This window comes from Mycobacterium farcinogenes (genome assembly GCF_019739075.1).
Lineage (GTDB): Bacteria > Actinomycetota > Actinomycetes > Mycobacteriales > Mycobacteriaceae > Mycobacterium > Mycobacterium senegalense.
Genome location: NZ_CP081673.1, coordinates 3137481 through 3156861, shown reverse-complemented (window position 1 = coordinate 3156861; position 19381 = coordinate 3137481). Strand labels below are relative to the sequence as shown.

Here is a 19381-nt window from a genome sequence, read left to right as displayed (position 1 = left end):
GCATCCTCCGTGACGACGGGCAGGGGATCGATAAAACAAGCTGTGGCCTGCCGACCCACGGAAGTTCACCTTAACACCGACACCGACAAGCCGTCGCTGGCGCGCCGCCCGCATCCACGGGAAAACCCGGCTATTGCGGGACCGTGACCGACGTCGCTCCCTGTCCGGTCCCGTACTTGCCGGGCTTGCCGCCGCTGACCAGATCGCCCAGAGCCAGCACGGCCGTGATCTGCCCGGCGCTGGAATCGGCATCGTCCACGGTGCTGACCACAGCATTCAGACCGGCATCTGACCTGGTCACGGCAACCGGGCCGGTTCCAGAGGCCGACCCCGACCGCCCCGCGAGCACGGTACCGGTGCCGTGCGGCGCGAGTCCCGCCGCGAACCGGGCCACGGTGGCACCGCGGTTGCCGCCGTCCGCGCCGAACCCGCCGCCGGTGATGATCAGCGCCGTGTTGGCCGCCCCGATGTGCGGATCGTCATAGGTCAGGAACCCGGTGTCACGCAATGCGGCGAGCACGGTCTGGCGCTGGGTGTCGTCGACCGGCGCCGCGGCCGGGTTCCGGTCGATCAACAGCGTGATGCCCAGCAGATCGCCGGCCTGCGAACCCTGGTCGACCGCTGCGGTGCTCAGTTGCTTGCCGGCGGGCACGATCGGTGAGTTGACCACCGAGAGCAGTTTGTCCGCCGAATTCGCCTCGACGAACTCGCTGGTGAGCGAAACCTTGCCGGTCACTGTTCCGCCGGCGTCACGGATGAACCGCGACACGGCTTCGACGTCACCATCTGCGGCATCGGGCGTGCGGAACAGCACCACCGACTTGTCCTTCAACGTGTCGCGCACCATCCGGGGCGCCAGCTGTGCGTCGAATTCGCCTGCCGCATTGAGCTTTTCATTCAGCGCGTTCTTGCCGTCGGTGAGGGTCTCGATCTGGTGCTGTAAGTCCTTCTTGTCGTCACGAAGTCCCGACAGCACGGTGTTCGACAGCAGACCCGAACCGAGAGCCACCCCGATAGCCAGCGCCAGGAAGACCGCCGCCAGCGAGATGGCGTGTGCACGTAGCGTGATCACAGCTCACCGACCTGTTCAGCTGACGAGGTTCTGGACCCAGAGGGTGAAGCGGTTCCAGTAGTCGACGACCCAGTCGAGCACGGCGCCATCGGCCCGGGACACCCAAAGGGCCACGACCACCGCGACGAGCATCGCCAGCACCAACAAGGCGATCGCGCCACCGGACACCCGGCTGCGGTACAGCGTCGCCACCGCCTTGGCGTCGACGAGCTTCTCCCCCACCTTCAACCGGGTCAGGAACGTCGAGGGGTTGCTGCGCTGGCGCGAGCGGTCGAAGAACTCCTCGATCGAGGCGGTGTGGCCGGCCGTGACGATCAGCGAGGCACCGTGATGATCACAGAGCAACAGCGCCAGATCCGCCGCCGAGCCGGCAGCCGGGAAGGTCATCGCCCCGACCCCGAGGTCCTGGATGCGCTCCAGACCCGCGGCATGCCCGTCGGCGTCTGCCGGCAGCACCACCTGGGCACCGCACCGCAGCACCTCGACGCTCATCTTGTCCGGGTCGCCGACGATCAGCGCGGGCCGATAGCCGGCCTTACGCAGTACGTCTGCGCCGGCCCCGACGCCGACCAGCACGGGCTGGTACTCCTTGATGAACGGCTTGAGCGCCTTCAGGTCCTCAGCGGCATTGGGTTCCTCGGCGACGATCACCACATGCCTGCGGTGCAGGTCCACGTCGATATTCGGGATTCCGATACCGTCGATGAGCAGCGGGCTCTCACTGCGGATGAACTCGATGGTGTTGCCCGCGAAGGCCTCCAGATGCGCCACCAGGCCGCTCTTGGCGTCATGCATCAGCTCGTGGATCTCTTGATCGTTGCGCTCGGTGCCCAGCGCGATGCGGCGGTCACCGGAGTAGACGCCGCCGTTGTTCAGCCGGATCCGCGCCCCGTCTTTGATCTTCTTGAAGATCTCCGGACCGGCCTCGTCGATGAGGACCACGCCGTTGGCGACGAGCACCTCGGGCCCCAAGTTCGGGTAGCGCCCGGAGATCGATGGCGAGGCGTTGACGACACCGGCGATCTGGGCTTCGACCAGCGCATCAGCGGTGATCCGGTCGAGATCCTGGGCGTCGAGTACCACGATGTCGCCGGGGCCGATGCGACGCAGCAGCCGATCGATGTCGCGGTCCACTCGAGCAGTGCCGGTCACTCCCGGACGAGAATTGGCATTGCGGGTGAGCAGCGTGGCCATCTTCATGTGCCGATTCTGTCGGGCGGCGGCGGTCGGGCGGCGGAGGCGCGCCGTAACACCAGCCCCACAAGTTGGCTTTAGTCACATCAGTAACAGCAGTCCGGTCTCAATCCCGCTTCGCCGCATAGTGCCGTGCGGCTTTGGCCCGGTTGCCACAGGTCGCCATGGAATGCCACCGCCGCGCCCCGTTCTTGGAGGTGTCGTAGAACCACAGGATGCAGTGCGGGTGCGCGCACTGCTTGATCCGCTCGGGCGACTCGCCCAGCAATCGCAGCAGGTCTTGGGCGGCCAACCATCCGGCCAGCCATTCCGACTGCGCCACCTCGACGCTTTCCGACGGGCCCGACTCGGTGAGCGTGCGCCGGATCCGGCCCCGTTCCAGCACCTCGTTGACCCCGTCGCGAGAGCCGTCCCGCACTGCCCGCAAGATCGCCTCGCGGGCCACAAGCAGGGCGCACCGCGACTTCTCGTCAGCCTCGCAACGATCGTCGAGCCCGTTGGCCAGCAACCAGGCCCGCAGCCCGTCGACGCCCGAGAGAAGATCCTGCGGCCCATCCGCCGACATCCACCGGGTGTTCAGCAGATCCAGCGCGAGGGGTTCGCCGACATGAGGCCGCGGATCGGGCATACCTGAGAGTAACCACGCACAGCCGTCGAAGGAGCATCCATCGAACTAACCACTGAAATGGAGATAGATGGTTGACGATGCCGCGCCCGTCGTTCTAACCTTCTTAACCAGATACATTGGTTAGCCACTCAGGAGGACTGCATGACCGCGACCACCACGCCCCAGCTCGCCACCGGACACGTCGGCATCAACGTCACCGATCTGGACCGCTCGGTTGCCTTCTATCGCAACGCGTTGGGTTTCGAACCGCTGGCCATCAACAGCGACGGCGAGCACCGGTACGCCTTCCTCGGCACCGGCGGGACCCTCCGGCTGACGCTGTGGCAGCAGAGCAATGGCCGGTTCTCGACGGAAACACCCGGATTGCACCATCTTTCATTCGAAGCGGCCAGTATCGATGAGGTGCGGACGGTTGAGGCCGCGCTGAAGGCACTGGGTACCGAGTTCGCGCACGACGGCGTCGTCGCCCATGGCGAGGGAACATCCTCCGGGGGCATCTTCTTCACCGATCCCGACGGAACCCGGCTCGAGGTCTACGCGCCGACCGGCGCGCAGGCCGCTCCCGCGCCCACCGGAGCGGCACCCACCTGTGGATTCTTCTGAGCCGGAAAGGTGACGATGTATCACTCCGGTGAGCTGGCCGTGCAGCGCCGAATGGGACAGGACGCCATCGCCGCCCGCGTCGGCCGCATGATCCGTTCTGAGGTGCCAGCGGCTGCCGCCACGTTCCTCGCCGAACAGCCGATGGTCGTCATCGCCGCCGCCGATGACGAAGACCGGGTATGGACCAGCTTGATGGCTGGTCCGCCCGGCTTCGTCCACGCCGGCGACGCACGCACCATCACCATCGACACGCTGCCGGCACCGGGCGATCCACTCCGGGACGTGCTGCGCACGCCCCAGCAGATCGGGCTGATCGCCATCGAGCCGCAGACCAGGCGGCGGATGCGGGTCAACGGAGCAGCGGAACCGGCAGGCAGCGGTCTGAGAATTGCCCCGGACCAGGTGTATTCGAACTGCCCGAAGTACATCTCCCGCAGGGACATCGCCCGCCGCGAGTCCGCCACGGAAATGCGCGAAGCACACCGAGGCCAGGCACTCACGGACCGGCAGCAGGAGTTCGTCGCCACCGCCGACGCCTTCTTCGTCGGTTCGGCAGACGCCGCGGGCAATGCCGACGCGTCTCACCGCGGCGGCAATCCGGGATTCGTGCAGGTGCTCACGGCCCGTCGGCTGCGGTGGCCGGACTATCGCGGGAACTCGATGTTCATGACGCTGGGAAACATCGCGGCGAACCCGCGGTGCGGGCTGTTGATGGTCGACTGGGCGTCCGGATCGACGCTTCAGCTCACCGGGACTGCCGAGATCAATTGGGAGGAAGCCGATTCCGGCGCCGGCACGCAATGCGCTGTCGACTTCACGATCGACGAGGTGGTGGAGCTGACCCATGTCAGCCCGCTGCGGTGGACGGCGCCCGAACTGTCACCGGCCAACCCGGGCCTGGCTACCGGACGGGGCTAGGGCGCGCTGCGCTCCTGCTGGGCGGCCTCCAGCAGTTCCCTGGCGTGTGCCCGGCCGCTGTCCGATTCCCCCAGTCCGGCCAGCATCCGGGCCAGTTCGGCCACTCGATCCTCGTCGTCGATGCGGCGCACGCCGCTGGACTTGGCCCGTCCGTTGCCGCTGTCCACCACCAGGTGGGCGTCCGCGAATGCGGCGACCTGAGGCAGGTGGGTCACCACGATGACCTGGTGGGTACGGGCCAGCCGGGCCAGCCGGCGACCGATCTGCACCGCGGCGCGGCCGCCGACCCCGGCGTCGACCTCGTCGAACACCATCGTGGTGCCCGCCGTCGACGCCGACAGCACCACCTCGAGAGCCAGCATCACGCGGGACAGCTCACCGCCGGAGGCACTCTTGGCCAGCGGCAGCACGTCTGCGCCGCGGTGTGCGGTGAAGCCGAACTCGACCGCGTCCACACCGTCGTGGCCGGCGTGCAGCACCTCGCCGTCGGGCATCGTCAGCGGTGCCGAATCGTCGGCCCGGGCCGGCATCGGAGCGACCCCGATGGTGAACACCGCGTTGGCCATGGCCAGTCCGGCAAGTTCAGCAGTCACTGCCTTGGCCAGACCCTTCGCCGCCTTGGACCTGGCTTTCGTGAGTTCGCCTGCCGCAGTGACCACTTGAGCTTCCAGCTCGGCGACTTTCCGGTCCAGGGCGGCCAGGCTCTCCTCGGACACGTCGAGCTGCGCCAACCGTTCGGCGGCGTCGCGCGACCACGCCAACACTCCGTCGATGTCGGCGGCGTACTTGCGCGTGAGGGTGCGCAGCTCAGCCTGCCGCGCCAGCTTGGTCTCCAAAGTGCTGGCATCGCTGGGCAATTCGGACAGATAGTGGCCGAGCTCGCCGGACACATCGCCGATCACCGCCATGGCCTCGGCCAGGCGGACAGCCAGCGCCTGCAACGTCGAATCGTCGGTAGATTCCAACGCCGCCTGCGCGCGGCCCACGCCGTCGGCTGCCGAAGTGGATTCCGGCGTCGGCTCGTCGAGTTCCCCGGCCAGTGCGAACCGGGCGGTCTGAGCGGCCTCGCGTAGCGCGTCCAGTTCCGACAGCCGCCGGATATCGGCGATGATCGCCTCGTCCTCACCCGGTTCCGGTGCGACCGCATCGATTTCGTGGATGCCGAAGCTGAGCCGGTCGGCCTCCTGGGCCAACTCCCGGGCCCGCCGACGACGGTCGGCCAGGTCACGACGTGCCGTCAGCCACTCGTCGCGGATACTCCGGTAGCGGGCCAGCGGTTTGTCCACCTCGGCGAACCGGTCCAGCGCCGCACGCTGCTCATCCGGGCGCATCAGCCGCAGCTGATCGTTCTGACCATGCAGGGTCAACACCTGGGCGGTGAAATTGCTCAAAGACTTGGCAGGCACGCTGCGCCCGCCCAGATAGGCTCGCGACGGCCCGGCCCGGCTGACCGACCGGGCCGCGATCACGCTGCCGTCGTCGTCGCGCTCGGCGCCCGAGGACTCCAGAATCTCCTCGACCCGGCCGGTCACGTCCTCACCGAGTTCGATTGTGCTGAAACGGCCTTCCACCACGGCGCGGTCGGAACCCGAACGCACCCTCGTCGCGTCCGCCCGCGCCCCGCCGAGCAGGTGCAGGCTGGTCACCACCATCGTCTTACCGGTACCGGTCTCGCCGGTCAGTACGGTCAACCCGCGGTCGAACTCCGCGGTGGCAGCACTGATCGCGCCCAACGACTCGATACGAATCTCTGACAGCACAGGTATCTACTGCCCCCGCCATCCGGTGACCGGCAACCGGAACTTGCGAACCAGCCGGTCGGTGAACGGCGCCGAGTCCAACCGCACCCACTTCAGCGGGGTCCCGCAGCGGGTCACTTCCAGCCGGCCACCGGCCGGCACCACCATCTCGCGACGCCCGTCGCAGAACACCAGCGCATCGTTGCCGCGCGCCTCGATCTCGATCGCGATACTGGCCAAGGGACTGGTCACCATCGGACGGGCGAACAACGCGTGAGCATTGTTGGGCACCACCAGAATCGCTTCCAAGTCGGGCCAGAGCACCGGGCCGCCGGCCGAGAACGCGTAGGCCGTGGAGCCCGTAGGCGTCGACACCAGCACCCCGTCACAGCCGAACGACGAGACCGGGCGACCGTCCACCTCCAACACGACGCCCAGCACTCCGAGCCGGGGCCCCTTCTCCAGACTGGCCTCGTTGAGCGCCCACCCGCGGTTGACCACATCGGTGCCGACCCGCACCACGATGTCGAGGGTCATCCGCTCTTCGATGCGGTAGTCACGTTCGATGACGCGTTCGAGCACGTGATCGATGGCCTCGGCCTCGGCTTCGGCCAGGAATCCGATCCGGCCCAGATTGACTCCCAGCACCGGGATCTCGACATTGCGCGCGAGCTCAGCGGCGCGCAGGAACGTGCCGTCGCCGCCGAGCACCAGCACCAGCTCACACCCTTCGGCGGCGCGCTCGTCGGCGTCGACCACCTGGATGTCCACACCGAGGGCGCGCATGTCGTCGGGCGCCAGGTGCAGCGGCCCCCGATCCACAGCCTCCGCCGAGAGCACCTTCAGACCAATCCCGTTGTCGCCGAGCACCTTTTCCACCCGGCGGGCGACTTCGGTCGCCTCGTCCCGGCCGGTGTGCACCACCAACAGGATCGTGCGGTCTTGAGTCATTGCGGCCCCTCCTCGACCGCCCGCCGAACCGCCTGCTCCAGCGACTCGCCGTCGAGCCGACGGTCGCCTTGGGCACGCAGGTGCAGGAAGTACTCGACATTGCCCGATGGTCCGGGAAGCGGGCTGGCCGTCACATCGACAGCATGCCACTGCAAGGCCGCGGCCTTGCGGGCGACCGTGCACACCGCGTCGATGCGCAACTCCGGATCGGAGACCACGCCGCCCGCCCCGACGCGGTCCTTGCCGACCTCGAACTGCGGTTTCACCATCGGAACGATATCGGCGTCGGCCACCGCACAGGCCGTCAGCGCGGGAAGTACCGTGGCCAGCGAGATGAACGACAGGTCGGCGACGATCAGCTGTACCGACCCGCCGATCGCCTCCGGAGTCAGCTCCCGCACATTGGTGCGTTCCAGCACGTGCACCCGCTCGTCAGAGCGCAGCGGCCAGGCCAGTTGGCCGTAACCCACATCGGCGGCCACCACCTCGGCGGCGCCGCGGTCGAGCAACACTTCGGTGAAGCCCCCGGTGGAGGCCCCGGCGTCCAGGCAGCGTCGTCCCTCGACGACGACGTCGAATGCGTCCAGCGCACCGATCAGCTTGTGAGCCCCACGCGACACCCAGGTACGTTCCGCCGAGGCGATGACGGTGATGTTGGTGTCCGGTGCGACCGCTGTCGCCGGTTTCGCCGCCGGCATGCCGTCGATGCGCACGCGGCCGGCCTCGATCAGTTCGGCCGCCTGCTGGCGAGACCGGGCCAGGCCCCGGCGCACCAGCTCGGCATCAACGCGAGCGCGCCGCGCCACCGGCGCTCACCTTTCGGCCGCCTGCGATCCGCCCGGCTGCCCCCTGTCGACAGATTCGAGAGCCTGCACCAGCAGATCGTGCGCCTGCTCGAGCCGCGCAGCCACCACGTCGATGTCCATGCCTTCGAGCGCGGACGGGTCCACCGCCGGGTCGGGCACGCCTGCCAGGACTTCTGCCACCTGGGCACGCAACTGGTCGGGATCGGTACTCATAGCGGTACTCACGCTAGTCGATGGCGGCCTACAGCAACGACCAACGTTGCAGCGCCTGGCGCGCTGTGTCGTCGCCGGCAGCCACCGTCAACGCAGCCCGGTCCAGGTTCGCGTGCCATACCGCGTGTGCGGTGGCCCGCACCACCGACAGGTCATCCACCGGCTCCTGACCGGTGGCGTACACCGTGGCGGTGCCGGTGTCGACGTCGATTCGCCAGGCCGGGCTCGGCCCGATGCGCAGGGCATCGGCATCGGCGTGCAGGCCCCGCAGATCGGCGGCCAGATAACCGGGACGTTCCGCGGGCACAGCAGCCACGGCTTCGCGGGCGGTGCTGACGCCGGTGAGCACCATCAGGCTCGGCAGCCCAGCTGCCACTGCCCCGGCGATATCCGTGTCGAGGCGATCTCCGACCACGAGAGGGGTTGCGAAACTTCCCCGGCTCAGCGCATCGTTCATCAGAGTCGGCTGCGGCTTACCGGCCACCAGCGGCTCCTGCTCAGTCGCGGCCCGCAGCGCGGCGACCATCGAACCGTTACCCGGGAGCAACCCCCGCTCGGACGGCAATGTGAGATCGACGTTGGCGGCCACCCACAATGCTCCGGCCCGGATAGCCAGCGCGGCCTCCGCCAGATTGGGCCACGCGGTATCCGGCGAATGGCCCTGCACCACTGCGACGGGGCTCTCGTCGAACGTACGGACCGGGTTCAAACCGGCGTTGCGGACCTCAGCGGCAAGCGCATCCGTGCCGACCACCAGAACCGTTGACCCCGACGGCAAATGGGCAGCCAACAGATGTGCCGCGCTCTGGGCGCTCGTCACCACATCGTCGGACGCGGCGGTGAAGCCCAGCTCACGCAGGTGCTCAGCGACCTGTTCGGGCGCACGCGAGGCGTTGTTGGTGACATAGAGGACCCGGGCATCCAAACCGGCCAGGCTTTCAAGTGCCCCTACCGTGGGCTGGTGACCGCGAAAGACCGTGCCATCAAGATCTAGCAGCAGGCAATCATGTTGCCGCGCAAGTGTGGTCACGTCAGGAAAGCTCCGTGATCCGGTCTTCCGCGTCGGTGATGCCATCGGTGTCTGCCTGCTCTGCGTGAACAAACCACTGCAGGGCCTCATCGGTACGTCCGAGCGCCAGCAGAGTGTCGGCATATACGTAGAACAGCCGGGCCGGCGTCGGGCCGACCCTGGTCGGGTCCAGCTGAGGTGTCGACAGAATCGCCAACGCCTGTTCCAACTGACCGAGATCCGTACGGGCGCCGGCAGTCACGATCCGGAGCTCGTCGGCGTCGTCACCGGTGAGTGCGGCGGCCTCGTCACTGCGAGCCAACTCCAACGCGCGCTCGGGACGGCCGACACCGCGTTCGCAATCGGCGATCATCGGCAGCAGCGCCGACTTGCTGCCCATCCGACGGGCCGCCCGTAGTTCGGCAAGGGCCTGAGCCCAGTCACCGCTGTGATAGGCGGCGATGCCGACCGCCTCACGTACCACCGCGATCCGGCCGGCCCGGTTGCGGGCGGCGCGGGCGTGAGCGAGTGCCGCCGCGGGATCTTCGTCGAGGAGCTTGCCTGCCATCACAAGATGCCGTGCGACGAAATCAGCGGTGGCCTTGTCCAGCGTCACCAGTTCCCGACGCACGTCCGGGGCCAACTCCTTGGCCTCGACATCGGCCGGCAACTTCGGGCCGTCGTTACGGGGTTCGGCGTCCTCGGTGGGCTGGGCCTGACGGGCCCGGCCCGGTCCGGAATGGCGAGGGGCACCGGCACGTTGATCCCGTCCCCGCTGATCACGGGAGCGGTGGTGACCCGAATTGTTCGATGCGCGGTCGTTCGATGCACGCCGCGGACGACGCTCTGCGCCGCCTTGTCTGTCTCCGACCACGTGTGCCTTTCTACCTGCCCTTCCCGCAAAGGATACTGGCAGCGGCCACGGCCGACATAATTATGTGAGCGCCAACGCAGCGGGTAATCGCTCGAATATCAACTGAATGCGAGTAAACAAATGCCCGAGCCCTCCAATCGGTGATTGGAGGGCTCGGGTCTTAATGTGTGTTCGGCGGTGTCCTACTTTTCCACCCGTGTGGGTAGTATCATCGGCGCTGGCAGGCTTAGCTTCCGGGTTCGGGATGGGACCGGGCGTTTCCCTGCCGCTATGGACCGCCGTAACTTTATTCACTCGTTTTTGAGTGTAAACCTTTGTGTTTTGGTGGTGGGGTGCGGTGCACTCCAGACACAAGGTGTGTGGGTGTTTATGGATTGTGGTTGCGAGACATGTTGTGTGTTCTTACTTGAAACCCACACAGTTGGTGTTTGTGGGTTGTTGTAAGTTTTCGGCCGGTTAGTGCCAGTTCCCTGCACCCATTGCTGGGCTTCCAGGTCTGGTCTATCAATCCCGTGGTCTGCGGGGGGCCTTATCCCTCTAAAAGGGTGAGAAGCCTGGTCTTGGAGGGGGTTTCCCGCTTAGATGCTTTCAGCGGTTATCCTGTCCGAACGTGGCTATCCAGCGGTGCTCCTGGTGGAACAACTGGTATACCAGAGGTTCGTCCGTCCCGGTCCTCTCGTACTAGGGACAGATTTCCTCAAGCTTCTGACGCGCGCGGCGGATAGAGACCGAACTGTCTCACGACGTTCTAAACCCAGCTCGCGTGCCGCTTTAATGGGCGAACAGCCCAACCCTTGGGACCTGCTCCAGCCCCAGGATGCGACGAGCCGACATCGAGGTGCCAAACCATCCCGTCGATATGGACTCTTGGGGAAGATCAGCCTGTTATCCCCGGGGTACCTTTTATCCGTTGAGCGACACCCCTTCCACTCAGAGGTGCCGGATCACTAGTCCCGACTTTCGTCCCTGCTCGACATGTACGTCTCGCAGTCAAGCTCCCTTGTGCACTTACACTCAACACCTGATTGCCGTCCAGGTTGAGGGAACCTTTGGGCGCCTCCGTTACATTTTGGGAGGCAACCGCCCCAGTTAAACTACCCACCAGGCACTGTCCCTGAACCGGATATACGGTCCGAGGTTAGAGGCCCAATACGATCAGAGTGGTATTTCAACAACGACTCCACCCACACTGGCGTGTGAGCTTCACAGTCTCCCACCTATCCTACACAAACCGTATCGAGCACCAATACCAAGTTGTAGTGAAGGTCCCGGGGTCTTTTCGTCCTGCCGCGCGTAACGAGCATCTTTACTCGTAGTGCAATTTCGCCGAGTCTATGGTTGAGACAGTTGAGAAGTCGTTACGCCATTCGTGCAGGTCGGAACTTACCCGACAAGGAATTTCGCTACCTTAGGATGGTTATAGTTACCACCGCCGTTTACTGGGGCTTAAATTCTCTGCTTCACCCCGAAGGGTTAACAGGTCCTCTTAACCTTCCAGCACCGGGCAGGCGTCAGTCCGTATACATCGTCTTGCGACTTCGCACGGACCTGTGTTTTTAGTAAACAGTCGCTTCTCACTGGTTTGTGCCACCCCCTCCCGCTGCCGGCCGCAAGAGCCTTGACGATATGGGGGTCCCCCTTCTCCCGAAGTTACGGGGGCATTTTGCCGAGTTCCTTAACCATAGTTCACTCGTACGCCTTAGTATTCTCTACCTGACCACCTGTGTTGGTTTGGGGTACGGGCCGTGTATGTCCTCGCTAGAGGCTTTTCTTGGCAGCATAGGATCACCGAATTCGCCTCAAACGGCTATGCATCACCTCTCAGGCTGTATGAAACGCGGATTTGCCTACGTTTCGCCCTACCGGCTTACCCCAGTACAACCACTGACTGGTACGGCTACCTTCCTGCGTCACCCCATCGCTTGACTACTACCCACCGGGGTCCCACGCAGCCCCACCAACGCCGCACCCCGAAGGGATTGGTCACGGTGGTTTTGGATGGTTAGCACAATGGATTCATCAGGGACGCACATACACGGGTACGGGAATATCAACCCGTTGTCCATCGACTACGCCTGTCGGCCTCGCCTTAGGTCCCGACTCACCCTGGGAGGACTGGCCTGGCCCAGGAACCCTTGGTCTTTCGGCGGGCAAGGTTCTCACTTGCCTATTCGCTACTCATGCCTGCATTCTCACTCCCACACCCTCCACAGCTAGATCACTCTGCTGCTTCACCGGATGCAGGACGCTCCCCTACCCAGCCATAAATGGCTGCCGCGGCTTCGGCGGTGTGCTTGAGCCCCGCTACATTATCGGCGCACAATCACTTGACCAGTGAGCTATTACGCACTCTTTCAAGGGTGGCTGCTTCTAAGCCAACCTCCTGGTTGTCTTCGCGACTGCACATCCTTTTCCACTTAGCACACGCTTAGGGGCCTTAGCCGGCGATCTGGGCTGTTTCCCTCTCGACGCACGGAGCTTATCCCCCGCCGTCTCACTGCCACACTCTTGGACTTGTCGGCATTCGGAGTTTGGCTGACGTCAGTAACCCTGTGGGGCCCATCGGCCATCCAGTAGCTCTACCTCCAACAAGAAACATGTGACGCTGCACCTAAATGCATTTCGGGGAGAACCAGCTATCACGGAGTTTGATTGGCCTTTCACCCCTACCCACAGCTCATCCCCTCAGTCTTCAACCTAAGTGGGTTCGGGCCTCCACGCGGTCTTACCCGCGCTTCACCCTGGCCATGGGTAGATCACTCCGCTTCGGGTCCAGAACACACCACTACACCACACACTACTGTGCGGATACGCCCTATTCAGACTCGCTTTCGCTGCGGCTACCCCACCCGGGTTAACCTCGCGACATGTCCCTGACTCGCAGGCTCATTCTTCAAAAGGCACGCCATCACCCCACCACGAAGGAGGGCTCTGACGGATTGTAAGCGCACGGTTTCAGGTACTATTTCACTCCCCTCCCGGGGTACTTTTCACCATTCCCTCACGGTACTAATCCGCTATCGGTCACTGGGAAGTATTCAGGCTTACCGGGTGGTCCCGGCAGATTCACAGCAGATTTCACGGGCCCGCTGCTACTCGGGAACACCATTAAGGTAGATGTCAGGTTTTCACGTACCGGGCTCTCACCGTCTACGGCAGGTCATCCCAAACCACTTCCGCTAACCACAACATTTTCTCACTACCCTCCAGCCAGGTAGAGCTGGAAAAACAGGTCCCACAACCCCGCACACACAACCCCTACCCGGTATCACATGCATACGGTTTAGCCATCCTCCGCTTTCGCTCGCCACTACTCACGGAATCACATTTTGTTTTCTCTTCCTACGGGTACTGAGATGTTTCACTTCCCCGCGTTCCCTCCCTACACCTATGTATTCAGTGCAGGGTGACACGACATCACTCGTGCCGGGTTTCCCCATTCGGACATCCTCGGATCAACGCTCGGTTGGCAGCTCCCCGAGGCATATCGCAGCCTCCAACGTCCTTCATCGGCTCCCAGTGCCAAGGCATCCACCATGCGCCCTTAAACACTTACAACACAAAAACCAAAAATGAGTTTCAAAAGAAATTGCACATCAACACACAAAAGCGGCACCCACCCGAAGGCCGGCGCCACACTCTGCGTGCTAGATGCTCGCAACCACTATCCACAAATCAAACACCACACCCCACCACCAAAGCGGAGCAACAACACGCCGACACCCGCAACCGGATGCCACCCCCCGAAAAGGGGCACGGGCCTGTTGTCTCAAAGCCCAATAGTGTGTCTGGCAGTTCTACAAGTTTGTTGTGCACCAAGCCGGCGCCACTACAGCGCACAGACTCCTCACGGCTCGGGTAAGACCCAGTGTCTCAACCCTTTTCGTGGTGCTCCTTAGAAAGGAGGTGATCCAGCCGCACCTTCCGGTACGGCTACCTTGTTACGACTTCGTCCCAATCGCCGATCCCACCTTCGACGGCTCCCTCCACAAGGGTTAGGCCACCGGCTTCGGGTGTTACCGACTTTCATGACGTGACGGGCGGTGTGTACAAGGCCCGGGAACGTATTCACCGCAGCGTTGCTGATCTGCGATTACTAGCGACTCCGACTTCACGGGGTCGAGTTGCAGACCCCGATCCGAACTGAGACCGGCTTTGAAAGGATTCGCTCCACCTCACGGCATCGCAGCCCTTTGTACCGGCCATTGTAGCATGTGTGAAGCCCTGGACATAAGGGGCATGATGACTTGACGTCATCCCCACCTTCCTCCGAGTTGACCCCGGCAGTCTCTCACGAGTCCCCACCATAACGTGCTGGCAACATGAGACAAGGGTTGCGCTCGTTGCGGGACTTAACCCAACATCTCACGACACGAGCTGACGACAGCCATGCACCACCTGCACACAGGCCACAAGGGAACCAATATCTCTACTGGCGTCCTGTGCATGTCAAACCCAGGTAAGGTTCTTCGCGTTGCATCGAATTAATCCACATGCTCCGCCGCTTGTGCGGGCCCCCGTCAATTCCTTTGAGTTTTAGCCTTGCGGCCGTACTCCCCAGGCGGGGTACTTAATGCGTTAGCTACGGCACGGATCCCAAGGAAGGAAACCCACACCTAGTACCCACCGTTTACGGCGTGGACTACCAGGGTATCTAATCCTGTTCGCTCCCCACGCTTTCGCTCCTCAGCGTCAGTTACTGCCCAGAGACCCGCCTTCGCCACCGGTGTTCCTCCTGATATCTGCGCATTCCACCGCTACACCAGGAATTCCAGTCTCCCCTGCAGTACTCTAGTCTGCCCGTATCGCCCGCACGCCCACAGTTAAGCTGTGAGTTTTCACGAACAACGCGACAAACCACCTACGAGCTCTTTACGCCCAGTAATTCCGGACAACGCTCGGACCCTACGTATTACCGCGGCTGCTGGCACGTAGTTGGCCGGTCCTTCTTCTATAGGTACCGTCACTTGCGCTTCGTCCCTATTGAAAGAGGTTTACAACCCGAAGGCCGTCATCCCTCACGCGGCGTCGCTGCATCAGGCTTGCGCCCATTGTGCAATATTCCCCACTGCTGCCTCCCGTAGGAGTCTGGGCCGTATCTCAGTCCCAGTGTGGCCGGTCACCCTCTCAGGCCGGCTACCCGTCGTCGCCTTGGTAGGCCATTACCCCACCAACAAGCTGATAGGCCGCGGGCCCATCCCACACCGCAAAAGCTTTCCACCACACACCATGAAGCGCGTGGTCCTATCCGGTATTAGACCCAGTTTCCCAGGCTTATCCCAAAGTGCAGGGCAGATCACCCACGTGTTACTCACCCGTTCGCCACTCGAGTACCCCGAAGGGCCTTTCCGTTCGACTTGCATGTGTTAAGCACGCCGCCAGCGTTCGTCCTGAGCCAGGATCAAACTCTCCAAACAAAAACTTCCCATCCAAAGACAGGCAGAATTCGAATCAGAAAAATCCGATCACAAACAAAAGACACCAAAAACTGGCATCAAAAAAACAAACCATCCCACGTGGCAGGAAGACGGGGAGTCCCCCACCAAGATGGCCAAAAAACAACAAACAAAAACCACCAAACACACTATTGAGTTCTCAAACAACACGCCCGAGTTTGTCGCGCAGAAATTCCGCGGCTAAAAGCCGCTGAGCTTCTGCGGGCAGTGAGAAGACCCACCGTAATGGGTGTCTCTCTCGGATTTCGTCTTCGCTCTCCGGCGCTTGTCCGTGTCGCTCTGACCTGGAATAAGTTACGTGAGCGCTAACAGCGAGTCAAATCGCCTGGTCGCTCCGACGTTTCCCCAGGTCAGAGCAGCGCTTGCAGTCGCGCTACGCGCCCACGCGCTCGACCCCGGCAATGTGCCGCTTGCCACGTCGCAACACGAGCCAACGATCGTGCAGAAAATCGGAATGCTGTGGTATCCACTCGTCGCTTTCGATCCGATTGTTGTTCACGTACACCCCACCCTCGGCGACGTTGCGGCGGGCAGCTCCCTTACTCGCCGCCAGCCCGGTGCCCACCAACAAATCGATGATCGAATCCGGGCCACCCGGCTTCAGCTCGGCTACCTGACCATTACTGGCTTCGCGCAAGGCGGCACCAAGAGTCGATTCATCGAGGTCGGTCAGCTCGCCGCGGCCGAACAACGCCTGGCTGGCCAACTCGACCGCCTTCGTCGCCCCTTCCCCGTGCACCAGGGTGGTGAGTTCGCGTGCCAGCCGTTTCTGCGCGGCGCGCTCATGCGCACGGTTTTCGGTGGCGTCCTCCAGTTCGGCGATCTCGTCCGGCGACAGGAACGTGAACCAACGCAAGTACCCGACGACATCGGCGTCGGCGGTGTTCACGAAGTACTGGTACCAGGCGTATGGGCTGGTCATCTCGGGATCGAGCCAGATGTTGCCGCCGCCGGTCGACTTGCCGAACTTCTTGCCCTCGGAGTCGGTGACCAGCGGTGTCGTCATGGCATGGACGGTGGCACCGAGCTTCTGGCGCACCAGGCGCGCACCGGCCACGATGTTGCCCCACTGATCGGAACCACCGATCTGCAGCGCGCAGCCATGCCGTTGGTACAACTCCACGAAGTCGTTGGCCTGCAGCAGCATGTAGCTGAATTCGGTGTAGGAGATGCCGTCACCCTCGAGCCGGCGCCGGACCGTCTCCCGGTCCAGCATCACGTTCACCGAGAAGTACTTGCCCAGGTCACGCAGGAATTCGATCGCCGACAGCTGACCAGTCCAGGTCAGGTTGTTCTCGACGATGGCGCCGGTCGGGCTGTCGTCGAATTCGACGAACCGCTCCAGCTGACCGCGGATACGACCGGCCCAGTCGGCGACGGTGTCAGCGGTGTTCAGCGTGCGTTCCCCACTGTCGCGGGGGTCGCCGATCATGCCGGTGGCGCCGCCGGCCAGCACGATCGGCCGGTGCCCGGCCTGCTGGAATCGCCGCAGTGTGAGGAGCGGGACCAGGTGCCCGGCATGCAGGCTGGGTGCGGTCGGGTCGAACCCCGAGTAGATCGTCATGGGTCCCTTGGCCAGGTCATCGGCCAGCGCGTCGCGGTCGGTCGACTGGGCGATCAGGCCACGCCAGTCCAGCTCATCCAGGATTCCCATACTCATGACGACGATCATGCCGCATGGTCTGCGTCAATCACTGGCACCGGGCGCGGGGGCACGCGGGCTGCGGCGATACGCCGAGACCTCTCCCCGGCCGGGCAGCCAGAAGCGCCATCTACGGTCGGCCGCCTTGCTCACCCCGACTCGCGGGCCGTCGACGGCGGGCACCGGCGCACCCAGTTTCAGCCGCACCGGGCTGTCCGGGTCAAAGAGGTCAATTCCGTTGTCCTCCATGGTGATTCCCAACGCAGAACAGAGGTTGCCCGGCCCCCGCGCCAGCGCGACGGGCAGGATCGCCGGGCCCCGGCGGCCGGCGGCCACGTCGGCACCCGTATCCACCGATGCCGCACGCAACAGCACCGCTCCCGCGACGCCGTCGTATCCGCAGACCACGTTCGCGCAGACGTGAATACCGTGGCTGCGGTAGGTGTACAGATAGCCCGGCGGGCCGAACATCACGAGATTGCGCCCGCCGGCGCCGCGAAATGAATGTGACGCGGCGTCCGGCCAAGGCCCGTCGGCCGGACCGCCGTATGCCTCGACCTCGACGATGACTGCGCTGACCCCGCGACCGGTCAGCTCGGCCCCCAACAGTCGACGGGCCGCGAGCAAGGGATCTCCGGCCAGCAGCTCGGTGCCCATATGCAAGCCCACCCGAGCGATTGTGCACTTCGCAAAAACCGTCGTTGACACCGGCCGCGTACGAGCGCAGTATTCATCACATGATGACTTCATCAGTTGATGAATTCTCCGCAGGTTTCCCGGCCGGGGACGCTCCCCCGGCCATCGACATCGCCGGACTGCAGGTCAACCGGGGTGGACGGCCCGCGATCCGCGACCTCACCGTGCAAATCGCCGGCGGCACGATCACCGGCCTGCTCGGCCCCTCGGGCTGCGGCAAGTCCACCCTGATACGCAGCATCGTGGGCACCCAGATCGTCGCGGCCGGCTCTGTCACGGTGCTCGGACACCCGGCCGGTTCGGCGCCGCTGCGACACCGCGTCGGCTACGTCACGCAAGACCCGACCATCTATGACGACCTCCGGGTGATCGACAACGTGCGGTACTTCGCCGCGCTCTACGGCACGTCGGCCGACTCGGCGGCCCACGCCATCCGGTCGGTCGGTCTCGACGATCACCGGACCGCTTACTGCGGCAACCTCTCCGGCGGCCAACGCACCAGGGTCTCGCTCGCCTGCGCGCTGGTTTCCGAGCCCGAACTGCTGGTACTCGACGAACCGACGGTCGGTCTCGACCCGGTCCTGCGCGTCGATTTGTGGGAGCAGTTCAACGAGCTCTCGCGGCGCGGCACCACGCTGCTGGTCTCCAGCCACGTCATGGACGAAGCCGACCACTGCGGCGACCTGCTGCTCATGCGCGAAGGCCGGCTGCTCGCCCACACCACCCCCGACCAGCTACGGAAGGACACGGAATGTACGTCCCTGGAGGAAGCGTTTCTCACCGTCATCCGGCGCAGCGACTCGGACGCGACCAACCGAGCCGGCTGAGCCCGGCGGCCTACCTGGCCACGACCGGACGCATCCTGCGGCAGTTGGCCGCCGACCATCGCAGTGTGGCGATGATCCTGGTGGTGCCCAGCCTGATCATCACCCTGATGTACTTCATGTTCCAGAATGTGCCGCACCCGCCCGGGCATCCGTCGCCGTTCAACAACGCCTGCCTGATCATGCTCGGTGTCTTCCCGCTGATCGTGATGTTTCTGATCACCTCGATCACCATGCAGCGCGAACGGGTCTCGGGAACCCTTGAGCGCATCCTGACCACACCGCTGCGACGCTTCGACCTGCTCGCGGCCTACGGAACCGCCTTCTCGATCGCGGCCGCCGCCCAGGCCACGCTCGCCTGCGTCGTCTCGTTCTGGTTCCTCGGACTCGACACCGCCGGCAGCCCCATCCTGGTGTTCCTCATCGCGATCATCAACGCCGTACTGGGCGTCGGGCTCGGCCTGCTGTGCAGCGCGTTCGCCCGCACCGAATTCCAGGCAGTGCAATTCATGCCCGTGGTGATCGCACCGCAACTGCTGTTGTGCGGCATCATCGTGCCGCGCGCCGCGCTGCCGGAGTGGCTGCAGTGGATCAGCAACGTTCTGCCCGCCAGCTACGCGCTCGAAGCACTACAACAGGTCGGTGCTCATCCTGAGCTGACCGCGATTGCCGCCCGCGACATCGCGATCGTCGTGGCGTTCGCCGTCGTGGCATTGTGTCTGGCTGCGGCTACTCTGCGCCGCCGAACGCCTTAGG

At 64.1% G+C, this 19381-nt stretch carries 15 protein-coding genes and 3 rRNA genes; 4 read left to right on the top strand and 14 right to left on the bottom strand.

The window, feature by feature from the left end; translation table 11 throughout:
• Positions 1-130: 130 nt before the first annotated feature.
• The 3 genes from K6L26_RS14890 to K6L26_RS14880 all read right to left on the bottom strand — a co-directional run bounded on the left by K6L26_RS14890 (position 131) and on the right by K6L26_RS14880 (position 2894).
• Positions 131-1072 (bottom strand): copper transporter, encoded by a 942-nt coding sequence (locus tag K6L26_RS14890; protein ID WP_076211381.1) that lies wholly within the window; start codon positions 1070-1072, stop codon positions 131-133.
• Between the two features lie 15 nt (positions 1073-1087).
• Positions 1088-2272: a putative cytokinetic ring protein SteA gene (gene steA, locus K6L26_RS14885; protein WP_019343809.1), complete on the bottom strand. Its 1185-nt coding sequence runs from the start codon at positions 2270-2272 to the stop codon at positions 1088-1090.
• 100 nt (positions 2273-2372) lie between these two features.
• On the bottom strand, positions 2373-2894 hold the full coding sequence (locus K6L26_RS14880) for a CGNR zinc finger domain-containing protein (RefSeq protein WP_221853301.1): 522 nt from the start codon (positions 2892-2894) through the stop codon (positions 2373-2375).
• A 141-nt stretch (positions 2895-3035) separates the two neighbouring features.
• Here K6L26_RS14880 and K6L26_RS14875 point away from each other — a divergent pair, with 141 nt between their 5' ends.
• The gene (locus tag K6L26_RS14875) at positions 3036-3497 is read left to right on the top strand and encodes a VOC family protein (protein ID WP_019343811.1); all 462 of its coding nucleotides are present in this window, start codon (positions 3036-3038) and stop codon (positions 3495-3497) included.
• Between the two features lie 15 nt (positions 3498-3512).
• Complete coding sequence (locus K6L26_RS14870) at positions 3513-4415, top strand: pyridoxamine 5'-phosphate oxidase family protein (RefSeq protein ID WP_221853395.1); 903 nt, start codon at positions 3513-3515, stop codon at positions 4413-4415.
• Here the strand turns inward: K6L26_RS14870 and recN are convergent.
• The 11 genes from recN to K6L26_RS14815 form a co-directional block, all read right to left on the bottom strand.
• Positions 4412-6175: a DNA repair protein RecN gene (recN, locus tag K6L26_RS14865; RefSeq protein ID WP_221853300.1), complete on the bottom strand. Its 1764-nt coding sequence runs from the start codon at positions 6173-6175 to the stop codon at positions 4412-4414. The genes K6L26_RS14870 and recN overlap by 4 nt on opposite strands.
• Before the next feature lie 6 nt (positions 6176-6181).
• Positions 6182-7105: an NAD kinase gene (locus tag K6L26_RS14860; RefSeq protein ID WP_019343814.1), complete on the bottom strand. Its 924-nt coding sequence runs from the start codon at positions 7103-7105 to the stop codon at positions 6182-6184.
• Positions 7102-7911: a TlyA family RNA methyltransferase gene (locus K6L26_RS14855; RefSeq protein ID WP_221853299.1), complete on the bottom strand. Its 810-nt coding sequence runs from the start codon at positions 7909-7911 to the stop codon at positions 7102-7104. The genes K6L26_RS14860 and K6L26_RS14855 overlap by 4 nt, the downstream gene beginning before the upstream one ends.
• A gap of 6 nt (positions 7912-7917) precedes the next feature.
• Entirely contained in the window at positions 7918-8124 is a 207-nt protein-coding gene (locus K6L26_RS14850) for a hypothetical protein (protein ID WP_019343816.1), read from the bottom strand.
• 28 nt (positions 8125-8152) lie between these two features.
• Positions 8153-9154 (bottom strand): HAD-IIA family hydrolase, encoded by a 1002-nt coding sequence (locus K6L26_RS14845; protein WP_221853298.1) that lies wholly within the window; start codon positions 9152-9154, stop codon positions 8153-8155.
• Between the two features lies 1 nt (position 9155).
• On the bottom strand, positions 9156-10007 hold the full coding sequence (locus K6L26_RS14840; RefSeq protein WP_076211363.1) for a hypothetical protein: 852 nt from the start codon (positions 10005-10007) through the stop codon (positions 9156-9158).
• A 169-nt stretch (positions 10008-10176) separates the two neighbouring features.
• Positions 10177-10290: ribosomal RNA gene (gene rrf, locus K6L26_RS14835) — 5S ribosomal RNA — on the bottom strand.
• Positions 10291-10443: 153 nt separating this feature from the next.
• Positions 10444-13565, bottom strand: a 23S ribosomal RNA gene (locus K6L26_RS14830).
• 341 nt (positions 13566-13906) lie between these two features.
• Positions 13907-15424, bottom strand: a 16S ribosomal RNA gene (locus K6L26_RS14825).
• The 16S, 23S and 5S rRNA genes sit together here, the layout of an rRNA operon.
• A 412-nt stretch (positions 15425-15836) precedes the next feature.
• On the bottom strand, positions 15837-17123 hold the full coding sequence (tyrS, locus tag K6L26_RS14820; protein ID WP_230983339.1) for a tyrosine--tRNA ligase: 1287 nt from the start codon (positions 17121-17123) through the stop codon (positions 15837-15839).
• Positions 17124-17150: 27 nt separating this feature from the next.
• Positions 17151-17762 carry a DNA-3-methyladenine glycosylase gene (locus tag K6L26_RS14815; protein ID WP_019344997.1) on the bottom strand — a complete coding sequence of 204 codons (612 nt, stop codon included), beginning with the start codon at positions 17760-17762 and terminating at the stop codon, positions 17151-17153.
• 80 nt (positions 17763-17842) lie between these two features.
• Here K6L26_RS14815 and K6L26_RS14810 point away from each other — a divergent pair, with 80 nt between their 5' ends.
• Entirely contained in the window at positions 17843-18628 is a 786-nt protein-coding gene (locus tag K6L26_RS14810) for an ABC transporter ATP-binding protein (protein WP_064899599.1), read from the top strand.
• The gene (locus K6L26_RS14805; protein WP_076112219.1) at positions 18553-19380 is read left to right on the top strand and encodes an ABC transporter permease; all 828 of its coding nucleotides are present in this window, start codon (positions 18553-18555) and stop codon (positions 19378-19380) included. Before K6L26_RS14810 ends, K6L26_RS14805 begins: the two co-directional genes overlap by 76 nt.
• The last annotated feature ends 1 nt before the right edge of the window (position 19381 follow it).